The sequence below is a fragment of the Lentimicrobium sp. L6 genome, assembly GCF_013166655.1.
Taxonomy (GTDB): domain Bacteria; phylum Bacteroidota; class Bacteroidia; order Bacteroidales; family UBA12170; genus UBA12170.
On record NZ_JABKCA010000108.1, the window covers coordinates 1 to 11122 of the forward strand.

8 protein-coding genes are annotated in these 11122 nt (G+C 35.9%); 2 read left to right on the forward strand and 6 right to left on the reverse strand.

Annotation, left to right across the window (positions count from 1 at the left end):
- Positions 1 to 46 precede the first annotated feature (46 nt).
- The 3 genes from HNS38_RS18695 to HNS38_RS18705 all read right to left on the reverse strand — a co-directional run bounded on the left by HNS38_RS18695 (position 47) and on the right by HNS38_RS18705 (position 2706).
- Positions 47 to 403, reverse strand: a complete 357-nt coding sequence (locus HNS38_RS18695; protein WP_172346887.1) for a hypothetical protein — start codon at positions 401 to 403, stop codon at positions 47 to 49.
- 278 nt (positions 404 to 681) lie between these two features.
- Positions 682 to 2016 (reverse strand): MATE family efflux transporter, encoded by a 1335-nt coding sequence (locus tag HNS38_RS18700; protein WP_172346888.1) that lies wholly within the window; start codon positions 2014 to 2016, stop codon positions 682 to 684.
- Positions 2017 to 2286: 270 nt separating this feature from the next.
- Positions 2287 to 2706 (reverse strand): hypothetical protein, encoded by a 420-nt coding sequence (locus HNS38_RS18705; RefSeq protein ID WP_172346889.1) that lies wholly within the window; start codon positions 2704 to 2706, stop codon positions 2287 to 2289.
- A 219-nt stretch (positions 2707 to 2925) separates the two neighbouring features.
- Between HNS38_RS18705 and HNS38_RS18710 the strand changes: the two genes are divergently transcribed.
- Both HNS38_RS18710 and HNS38_RS18715 read left to right on the forward strand, forming a co-directional pair.
- Positions 2926 to 4002, forward strand: coding sequence for a methyltransferase (locus HNS38_RS18710; RefSeq protein WP_216663784.1), 1077 nt, complete (start codon positions 2926 to 2928; stop codon positions 4000 to 4002).
- A 78-nt stretch (positions 4003 to 4080) separates the two neighbouring features.
- Positions 4081 to 4545, forward strand: coding sequence for a nuclear transport factor 2 family protein (locus HNS38_RS18715; RefSeq protein WP_172284555.1), 465 nt, complete (start codon positions 4081 to 4083; stop codon positions 4543 to 4545).
- 178 nt (positions 4546 to 4723) lie between these two features.
- Here HNS38_RS18715 and HNS38_RS18720 read toward each other — a convergent pair whose 3' ends face one another.
- From HNS38_RS18720 to HNS38_RS18730, 3 genes are all read right to left on the reverse strand, one after another.
- Positions 4724 to 6547, reverse strand: a complete 1824-nt coding sequence (locus tag HNS38_RS18720; RefSeq protein ID WP_172346891.1) for a U32 family peptidase — start codon at positions 6545 to 6547, stop codon at positions 4724 to 4726.
- A gap of 9 nt (positions 6548 to 6556) precedes the next feature.
- Positions 6557 to 8110: an SDR family oxidoreductase gene (locus tag HNS38_RS18725; RefSeq protein WP_172346892.1), complete on the reverse strand. Its 1554-nt coding sequence runs from the start codon at positions 8108 to 8110 to the stop codon at positions 6557 to 6559.
- A gap of 135 nt (positions 8111 to 8245) precedes the next feature.
- The gene (locus HNS38_RS18730) at positions 8246 to 10951 is read right to left on the reverse strand and encodes a glycoside hydrolase family 3 protein (RefSeq protein WP_172346893.1); all 2706 of its coding nucleotides are present in this window, start codon (positions 10949 to 10951) and stop codon (positions 8246 to 8248) included.
- Between the last annotated feature and the right edge of the window lie 171 nt (positions 10952 to 11122).

The following is an 11122-nucleotide window of genomic DNA, read 5'->3' on the forward strand; positions in this document are numbered from 1 at the left end:
ACACATATATTTGAACCTAAATTAAAATAGTCCGATTAATAGGGGGCTAGACCAATATACCAGGAGTTACAATCTCGTAATCCAAAGGATAATCAAACAACTCTATTGTTGAATCTTGTAATAGAAAATCCAATTCATTTTCATCTTCTGGTAAAAATCGAACATAATAATGCGATGTATAAACACTTAAACTTTGTGGAATCTGCTTGCCTTCTTTCACAAGACTATTATATGCTAATTGCATATTTTCAACAGAATAAGGGTTTTCAAGCTGAGCACCCAATACAATGGTTTCACCTAAGGCAATAGGATCGTTACTTTGAGTTGCACTGGTGCTTTTTGTTTCAGAAGTTTCAGCACCTTTATAATTATCCTTACTACAACTAGTAAGAAACAAACTCAAATAAATAAATAAATAAATAAATAATACGTTGCATGTTGCTAAATTTTAAATGTTAGAATAAATAAATTAATGAATTATTATTAATACTGTCTGTTTATATTCATTCAAATAGAGAGTGAATATAAAAAAGCAAAGATAATTAAATAAAAATACGACGCAACCAAATAGAGGTATATTATAATTATTCCAGTAACAAATATATTCAAACTATACATTTTGTATAAAAGAAACCCAATGAAATAATACTTTTCCAAATCGAACTCCTAAACTTTTACATTTCAATTTTCCAATCTTTTAAACATCTTACGTATCCTGAAATAAAATAAAACAGAAGCCAAGCCTATTCCAAAAACAAAACCTATCCAAATACCAATAGCACCCATTTCAAAAGTAAAAGCCAAAACATAAGAGATTGGAATATTCACAAATATATAGGCAATCAAGGCATAAACCATGGCTGTTTTCACATCGGAAACGCCTCTTAATACACTTAAAAGCACCACCTGTAATCCATCAAAAACTTGGAATATAGCAGCCATAATAAGCAATTGTGCCGCTAATGAAATCACAGCTTCATCTGAGGTATAAAGCCAAGGTAATTGATTGCGAAAAACAGCAAATAATATAGCCATTATGCCCATAATCAAAACGACCATATGAATAGAAGCATAGGATGCTTTTTTCATGGAGGCATAATCTTTTGTACTAAACTGATGAGAGACTCGGATGGTAGTTCCAGAACCAATACCTGTAACCACCATAAAAGTAACGCTAGCTAAACCGAGTGCAATCTGATGAGCAGCCAATGGAATAACACCTAACCATCCCATCATCACTCCTGAGACAGCAAATGCGGCCACTTCCAAAACTATCTGTGTGGCTATGGGCCAACCTATCTTGATGAGTTCTTTTATTTTCTCCCATTGGGGACGCATTCTTAAGGCCATATTAAAATACTCCTTAAACTGATCTTTCCTCATGAAATAGTAAAGAAACATCAAAGGCATAAAAATTCTGGCAATTAAGGTAGCATAACCAGCTCCATCTAATCCCATGGCTGGTAAACCCCAATTCCCAAATATAAAGAGATAATTAAAAAATATATTTATCACATTGGAAATTAAAGTGATGACCATGGCATGTTTGGTATCTGCCATACCTTCAGCAAATTGCTTAAAAGTAAAAAATACAATAAAGGGAATAAAGGAAACAACCAATATCCGATAATAACTCACCGACATAGCTGCTACTTCAGCAGTTTGTCCCATCTGATCGAAGAAATAGGATATCACCCACATCACAACAGCTAAAACCACACTCAGTAAAATATTTAATTGGAGTGAATTATGCAAAAAAGCAGCGGTATCTTTTTTATTTTTTTGCGCCCAAACATGACCAACTAGCGGAGTCAATCCAAAAGTGAATCCCATGGCAAAAACCATCCCCAGAATAAATATGGAATTGGCAAAAGCTGCAGCAGCCAATTCAATGGTACCCACTTTTCCTACCATCATATTATCCACTTGCGATACCAAAACTTGGCCCGCTTGTGATAGCATCACAGGAATAGCTACTTTTAAATTTCGCTTATAAAAAGGTATATAGGATTTCACATCCATCTTTTATTTTTTGGGGATGCAAAAGTAATTAAAATTGGCAGGCAGATCTCTTTTTTGAGGCGTTCTGATAAGCACTTCTTAACTAGAGGTAAAAGCCCTGAGGCTAATCGTTTTGAATATTTTTTCGATTTCCCCAACCCCATGGGGAGCGAAAAAAGCATCCTCCAAATCAAATGGTTTTATAGTTCGCCAAAATCCCCTATCTAAAATACTGAATTAGAAATTACTAAATTAACCATACATTTGAACAGCTCAATATCTTTATTAATGAAACTGCAAGGTAGCCATCGCCACTGCAATCAATCCGAAGATTAAGGTGATAAAGCTTAAGAAACCGATGCGTGGATTACAAAGTTTCATCTGACTTTGCTGAGCTTTCTTGGTATAAATAGATAAAGCTACTAAGGTACCATACCAAAATATAAAAGCAGTGAATTTAATATGTAATAATGGCATTTGTGCCAGTGAACCCCAATACGGAGTCATTAAATACCCTCCGGTAAGAAACATTATACCAAGTCCGATGTGGGTTAATCTTAGAATTCTACGAACATTTTGCAAAAGATACTCCGATTCATGAGAGGTGACTTTCGAACAAGTTCTACGCATGACTAAAAAGGTAATGATAGATCCTAAACTTACAGCTAAGCCGAGGAAATGGAAAATGAGCATAATGGATTTCATAAGGATATTTTTGTGTTTTACTTCTCATAGAACTCACCCAAAACTATTTTAAATAAGTTCATTGCAAAGCTAAGCAGGGAATTTAAATAATCATGTTAAATTTTATATAAAGATACAGAAGGAGTATACAATTTTTTCACAAAAAACCGGGCTAACTAAATGAATGAGACAAGTCTTGTACTTTGTTTTTCTACCTTTGCAAAAATTGAAGAATTTACGATGATGAAAATAGAAAGATATCCAGCCACTACAAATAGAAGCCTACAAGCTTGGAATGCTGCTGATGAATTAATGGTTCAGTATTATGAAGAATTGGATATAAAGAAAACTAATTGTTCTATTTATCATGATCAATTTGGATATCTGACTTGTCATTTGGCAGAACAAAAGCCAAGGGTCATTATCAATCTCAATTCACAGCAAAAAGCCATTGAGAAAAACATCGAAAAGCTTAAGCTTCCCTTTTCATCAGAACAATTTAAAAATCCTTTGGAACCTATTGATAAACCTATCGAAGTAGTTTTAATGAAAATGCCCAAATCTTTGGATCTCTTCGAACTTTACCTTCAACAAATTCATCAATCGGTAAAGGAAGATGCCCTTGTCATTATTGGGTTTATGACGCGTAACTTCACGAAACAATCTTTGCAGATTGCAGCGCATTATTTTGAGGAGCTTGAACAATCAAAAGCCAAGAAAAAAGCGAGATTACTCATATTAAGAAAGCCTAAGCCTAATTTTGAAAAAGAGTTAATACGAGAAGTAAAGCTGGACGAGAAGAAGAGTTTAAAGCAGTATTATGGCGTATTTTCAGCCAATCATATTGACTATGCTACTCAGTTTTTATTGGAGCATATAGAATTAAAAGAAGATGAAGATAAAATGCTAGATGTGGGATGTGGAAACGGAATCATAGCTCATCAAGCTCGTGAACTCAATCCTGCTCTTGAAATCCATTTAACAGAAGACCATTATTTGGCTTTAGAATCGGCTAAGCTTAATTTAGGAGACTCCTCCTCTACTCATTATCATTTTAGCGATGAACTTTCCCATTTTGAATCTGAATATTTTCCTTTGGTGGTTTCCAATCCTCCCTTTCACTTCGAATATGAGAATAATATAGAGATTACGCTGAGTTTATTTGGAGAGATTCAGAGGATTCTAAAAAGTGACGGTCGTTTTTTAATGGTGGCCAATCGTCATTTAAATTATGCTAGCCATTTAAGCAAGCTGTTTATGAAGGTTGAAGTAAAGGCAGAGAATGATCGTTTTGTAGTTTATGAGTGTTTGAAATAATATGCCTAGGATATTATGGTTCAATTATTGTATTCAATTACAGTGCTATAAATATTCTAATCATTAAAATTCAGAACTATGAAATCGTTAAAAACAGGCTTAGTATTGCTAAGTATTTCCCTTTTTTCTATGGGGCTATTTGCCCAATCTCAATCAGATTCTCTTGAAATCAAAGAAACCGCTTTAAATTATATTGAAGGATATTTTCATAAAGATGGTGCTAGAATGGAAAAAGCATTGCATCCGGAATTGGTTAAGAGGAGTATTCAAAAGACAAAAGATGGAACTGAATTCATCATCAACCGGGGTGCTACTTATATGATTATGAGAACTGAGAATAATGATAACAGACATGCTGTAAACCCAGATGGGTCAATAGAATCCGAAGTAATCATATATGACATTGTTGGCAACGCTGCGACAGTAAAAGTGTCCACAAATCAGTATGGATTTATTGATTATTTGCATGTGGGTAAATTTAATGGTGAATGGAAGATTATCAATGTTTTTTGGGCGAATTTACCAGCTCGGTCGGATTTGTAATCCGACCAATACAACAAAATAATCAAAACAGACTTAAATATTTGTAATTTTAATGAGTTACAGCAACACACAGTTTGATGAGTATAGTTTTATCGAATTACAAATCCGATAGAGCTAGAAAAACCCAACTGGTTTAGAAGAAGATTTAAAGATTAAAACTTCACATAATCTCTATTCCTCACCCCCCAACCATACGAATCTTCATCAAGCAATTCTTACAATCGAAACTCAATTTATATTTTCGGTTTTGGTCTTCTAGATATAATGGTTCTGGTGGCGTGTTTTTGGCTCCTTGAAATCTTTCGCAATAACCCAATTCGTGCTTGATGCAATATCTGGTGGTCATTAAGAGCTGGTCCACTTTTTCTGGGCTGATTTCTAAAGCTTCCTCTTGCTTGATAACGCCATGCTCTTTATAAAACTGTCTGGCTTTTTCATTGGAGATATTCTCTGTAAAATCTACTTCCGTTTTTGGAAATGGAATATCTTGAATTTTCATAACAGAATCTTTTCTGACGAAACTCTTTATTCTATGCTGCTCGTGCTTCTCAAATAGCGTTCTTCTAATCTCGTTTAGCTCCGACATTCTGAAGAAATAAGCCTGAGTACTTTTAAATATAACCTCCTCAATATCAAACATGGTTATTCCTGACTTGGCCAACTGAGTTTTGATATTACTGATGGCTCTTTCCTCATTATTAGCTACATCTGGTAAAGTCTCTAATACATAATCACTTTGTAAACCATCCTCATCTTTTAGGATAAAGCTTAGTTTACCTTCAATTTCAGTAATCTCAATTTTAGCAGCTACTTTTCTTACCGATTTGTCTGCTAGAAGCTTTTTATTAAAATCATGGTCGTGGTTTCTATAGATTTCCATTCCCGATTTGAGTTTAGAAATATCACTCACATAAAAATGATTCCCATCTACTTTATCCACTCGAACACCTAGTACTTCTCCATCTTTAATAAAGCATAATCCGTCGCCATTATGTAGCTCTTCTTGAGTACGAATGGTGATATAGTTACTCATCACCAACCTCACTCTACCCAGCTTTTTACCCATGGATTTGGGAGAGTTTTTATTCACCAGCTCCTCACCTCTTCCATTTAGAAAATAATCGGAATGTAATCTGTTAAAACTTTTTTCTGGATCTGGCTCAAACTGAATCTGTGTTTTTCCTGAGGAGGCCTTGGTAAATTCATTATCTGAAGCAAAAATCTCATCTAACTTCTGACGATAAAAGCTCACCACATTTTTCACATAGTTGATGTCTTTTAATCGGCCTTCTATCTTTAAACTCATCACTCCGGCTTGAATCATTTCTTTCAAATCCTTACCCAAGTTTAAATCTTTTAAAGAAAGCAAATGACTATTCAGCACTATTTTCTTACCATCGGCATCCACCAGATTATAAGGATGACGGCACATTTGGGCACACATTCCTCTATTGGCACTTCGGCCTGTAATGGCTTCACTAAAATAGCACTGACCACTTAAACTCACACATAAGGAACCATGAATAAAGAACTCTAGCTCCGCTTTGGTTTTGCTTTTTACTTTCCTGATTTCCTCTAAGGAAAGTTCACGAGCCAATACAATTCGCTCAAATCCCAAATCATCGAGAAACTGGATACGCTCTAAATCGTAATTATTAGTTTGTGTGCTGGCATGAAGAGGAATAGGTGGTAAATTCATTTTCAGAATCCCCATATCTTGAATAATCAAAGCATCGGCACCTGCATCATAAATTTCATGAATCAGCTTTTCAGCCTCTTCTAACTCTTTATCGAAAAGAATAGTATTTAGGGTCACAAAAACCTTGGCATTATACTTATGCGCATATGTTACGAGTTCTTCAATATCTTTCACAGTATTGGAAGCTGCAGCTCTAGCGCCAAATCTATCGGCTCCAATATATACAGCATCGGCACCATAATTAATGGCCACCATTCCCGATTCCAAATTCTTTGCGGGTACTAAAAGTTCTATTTTCTTCATATTGTAAATCTACCAACTAATTGGGAAATAATCTTTTAAAAATTTACCACTCCAATGTTTTCCGGAGTTGATTCCATCAATAAAAGGATCACAAACTCTAGCTGCACCATCTACAATATCTAGAGGAGGCTGAAAATTATGCTTTTCCTGTTTAAATTTAGCTAATTCTACTGGATCTTCATCAGTCACCCAACCTGTATCCACTGCATTCATATATATTCCATCTTTAGCCAAATCGCTAGCGGCAGTATGGGTGAGCATATTGAGTGCGGCTTTAGCCATATTAGTATGTGGGTGACGGTCGGCTTTGGTAAATCCATGGAACTTCCCTTCCATAGCCGATACATTCACCACGTGTTTCTTTCCTGTATTGTCCTTTCGCATTAAAGAAATCAAGCGATTACATAATACAAATGGCGCCACTGAATTCACCAATTGTACCTCAATCATCTCAAGGGTCTCAATTTGCCCAAGCTTCAAGCGCCAACTATTGGTTTTTCTCAAATCGACCTGCTGTAAATCGGCGTCTAGTTTCCCTTCTGGGAAAATTTCTTGGGCCTCCTCTGTATTGTCAAACTTATAAGGTACTTGAGACAATTGCGCCGAAGCTTTAATTCCAATTCCAGCTTCTTGACCATTCCAACTCACTGCCATGGCTTTTTGATGCTTGGCATCTGGGCTAGTGGCCCCTTCTATTTGGGTCATACATTCTTGATGGTGAGAAAGTAATAGCCTCACCTCCTCCGAATGTTCTTGATGCGGCATCAATTCATTTTCCATGAGGTGAGAATAGAATTGCGCTGGTCTTCTTACCGTTTGAGCCGCATTATTGATGAGAATATCCATGCGTTCATATTTCTGCTCCACATAGGAAGCAAATAATTCCACACTTGGAATATGACGTAAATCTAAACCATAGATATGAAGTCTATGTCCCCATTCCTTGAAATCCTCTTCTTTAGCAAAGCGGATGGCTGAGTCAGCAGGGAAACGTGTTGTAGCAATTACTGTAGCTCCTGAACGCAACATCATTAAAGTAGCATGATAACCAATTTTTAATCTGGAACCCGTAATCAATGCTATTTGACCGGTCATATCACAGATTTGAAATCTTTTGGTGTAATTTAAGTCGCCGCACTCCGTACACATGGCATCATAAAAATGATGGACTTCAGTATATAATTTCTTACATACATAGCAATTTTGTGGAGAAGCCAAGAACTTCTTCTCTTTCATCTCTTCAGGGTGGGGAGCAGCAATTTGTTTAGGTGCCGTAAAAATGGTGGCCTCTCGGGCAGAACGGATATTAGCCGCAGCCTTAGCTTTACGGTTATGTTCCACCTTTTTCTCCTTGCGTGCTACTTTCACACTTTTATTCCTCTTCTTGATTTCATGTTTATCAGGACGAGTTAGTTGCCCAGCTGCCATCATCAATTTCATTCTTTGTTCATCGGATAAATGAATGAGTTGATCGCCATTATCCAATAAATGTTCTAGCACAGAAATACAGCTATCTATTTCATCTGAATTTAATATATCACTCTGCTTCTTAGTATTCTCCATCAAATATGCATTTTTTAATCAGGCGCGAAGATAGGAATATTCGAGCTTGGAGGGATTTTAAATAAGCACTTGGTTTTGTGGCGTTTGATAAAAGAACATCCTTTTCAGATAACCAACTAAGAAGTAAGAATAGAATTATTCCACTGACACAGTTAAAATCTCTCTTAACCTCATATCATTACTTGAAGCCCCGATCATAATTCTGAATGCTCCAGGCTCTACCACATTATTCATATTCTCGTCCAGCATCATTAACAATTCAGGATTGATTTCGAAAGTCAATTCTTTGGTTTCACCTTTCTTCAAAAATACCCTTTGAAAACCCTTTAGTTCCAATATGGGACGGGCAACTGAGGCTAGTAAATCCTTAATATATAATTGAACCACTTCATCGCCATCATAATCCCCAATATTCTTAATCTTAAATGTGGCTGTAATCACTTCATCTTTAGCAATTTCTATATCACTTAATTTCAAATCGTTATATTCGAATTGGGTATAACTGAGGCCATATCCAAATGGAAAAAGTGGTTTACCGGTAAGGTTATTATAATCATCGCCTCGTCCAGTAGGCTTATGGTTATAATAGAGTGGCAATTGTGATTCGTGAATAGGGAAAGTAATAGGTAAACGGCCTGCAGGATTATAATCACCAAAAAGCACATCAGCAATGGCATTCCCACCTTGTTCTCCAGGATACCACACATCGAGGATGGCTGGTACTTTGTCTTTCCAATTATTCATGGTAATGGCACTTCCTCCAACCAATACCACTATGATGGGCTTTCCTGTTTTAGCTAATTTTTGAATCAATTCCTCCTGATGACCTGGTAAGGTCAAATAAGCTCTATCTCTAAACTCCCCCTCTTCTATTCCAACTACCACCACTGCAGCTTCACTTTTTTCAGTGATATCTACTGCATTTTGAATCTCTTTCTTCCAATTATTCTCAACGCCTTGATTCCAAACTAATTTTAACCAAACATTTCCAACAGATTCATAAAATTCAAGTTTAATATCATATTCTTTACCCTCCTCAAAAAAGTATTTCTGAGTCATCGTATGAAAGCTTTGCTTCCTCCAATTATCAATAATGAGTTCATCATTCAAGTATAAACGGTAACCATCATCACCTTGCAAACCAATTTCATAATCACCAGTATAGTCAGAAACTAATTTCCCTTGCCATCTAACAGAATAGCTATCATAATTAATTTTTTTCTGATCGGGAGAAAATAAAGTCCATCTAAAATCTATCTTCAAGTCTGTCCTTGTTAGGGCTGCTTCACCTTGCATTTTCAAATTATTAAAATATTCTCCTTTCAGTCCTGGGTTTAATGCTCCATTTTCTAAATGAAAAAGATTTTCGGAAGGCACTGCTTGATAATTAGAGGAGTCTCGAGAAGCACCCAAGGCGTATCGAATTTGAGTATTTCCTCCAAGTTTGTTTTTAATGCCTTGTAATACGCTCACCAACTCATTACCAGAACCTGAATAACCGCCCAGTCGCAGCTCATCAGCATCTGCACCAATGATAGCAATTGATTTGATGCTTTTATCTATAGGAAGAGTTTGATTTTGATTCTTGAGTAAAACTATAGATGCTTGTGCTGCCTTTCTTGCTAAAATCTTTTGTTCTGGGGTATCATTATATTTTTCAGCTTGTTTTTCATCAATATATGGATTCTCGAATAAACCCAATTTAATCTTTGCTCTAAGAACTCTACGAACAGCTTCATCAATGGCATCAGGGTCAATCATACCCTTTTCAAAGGCCTCATAAAACAAAGGATAATGATTATAGCTGGTTTGGAAAATGACATCCAAGCCACTTTCTATGGCTTGCTGTGTTGCTTCAGCATAATCAGCAGCAGTAAAATGTAAAACATTTGCACCTCCAGTGGCTCCAGCATCAGAAATTACAAATCCATTAAATCCCCATTCTGTTTTTAGTTTTTCATTCAAAAGCCAATTATTGGCAGTACAAGGTCTTCCATCAAAAGAATTATAAGAAGTCATCACCGACCAAGATTTGCCTTGGTCAAAGCAAGCTTTAAAGGCTGGAAAATAAATTTCCTCCATCAACCTTTCATTAAAATGTATGGGATAACTATCTCTCCCGCCATCTCCAACATTAGCAATAAAATGCTTGGGTGTTGTAATAATCCCCATATCTTCGAAAGGACTGACAAAAGCGACTGCCATTTTAGAACTTAGAAAAGGATCCTCGCCATAGGTTTCCTCGGTTCGGCCCCATCTTACATCCCTAGCAATGTTTATTACTGGTGACAAAATTTGTCTGATTCCTCTGCTTTTGGTTTCTAGAGCTATAGAGTGAGCTATATTCTCCATTAATTCCGTATTCCATGTGGCGGCTAAACCAATGGCTTGAGGATAAGAAGTGGCCTCGTTACTAATTAACCCATGAAGGGCTTCACTAAAAGGAATAATGGGAATTCCAAGGCGAGTTTCCTCAACAAAATACTTCTGTATCTCATTTGCTAGTCTCACCGATTCCAAAGCACTTCCTCCTCCAGAATAATCCAATAATTGCTCTGTTTGATTTTTCGATTTTCCCTTGACGCTGATTTGAAAACCAAACAATCCATTTTTATACTTTTCTTTTCCTTCAGACAAATCGCCTGGAATCATGTATAATTGCCAAAATTTTTCTTCTAGAGTCATCCTATCTAAAAGATCATCTACTCTTTCTTCAATAGAAATCTTCGGATTTTTATAAGCTAACTTATCTACACCCTTGCTACAAGAGCCTATGAATAGAGAAATGATGACTATTATACTCAGAAATAGAATCGTATATTTAAATATGGTTATAATCATTTGTATCGTTTTTTTCTCTCAAAAGTTTTCTCATCAGATCCATACCTTAAAGATTATTCCTAATGTAAGAATCAATTATTAAATGAAGAAGTAAATATAAAACGATTTAGCTTAAGTTGTTTTGGCCCCTTAAACAATCGGACAAAGTTATAGTTAGAAATCTATAAATTT

What these genes read in the sequence shown, in the direction of transcription:
- HNS38_RS18705 (WP_172346889.1), bottom strand. Translation starts at nt 2,706, where the DNA reads ATGAAATCCATTATGCTCATTTTCCATTTCCTCGGCTTAGCTGTAAGT.
- HNS38_RS18710 (WP_216663784.1), top strand. Translation starts at nt 2,926, where the DNA reads ATGATGAAAATAGAAAGATATCCAGCCACTACAAATAGAAGCCTACAA.
- HNS38_RS18715 (WP_172284555.1), top strand. Translation starts at nt 4,081, where the DNA reads ATGAAATCGTTAAAAACAGGCTTAGTATTGCTAAGTATTTCCCTTTTT.
- HNS38_RS18720 (WP_172346891.1), bottom strand. Translation starts at nt 6,547, where the DNA reads ATGAAGAAAATAGAACTTTTAGTACCCGCAAAGAATTTGGAATCGGGA.
- HNS38_RS18725 (WP_172346892.1), bottom strand. Translation starts at nt 8,110, where the DNA reads ATGGAGAATACTAAGAAGCAGAGTGATATATTAAATTCAGATGAAATA.
- HNS38_RS18730 (WP_172346893.1), bottom strand. Translation starts at nt 10,951, where the DNA reads ATGATTATAACCATATTTAAATATACGATTCTATTTCTGAGTATAATA.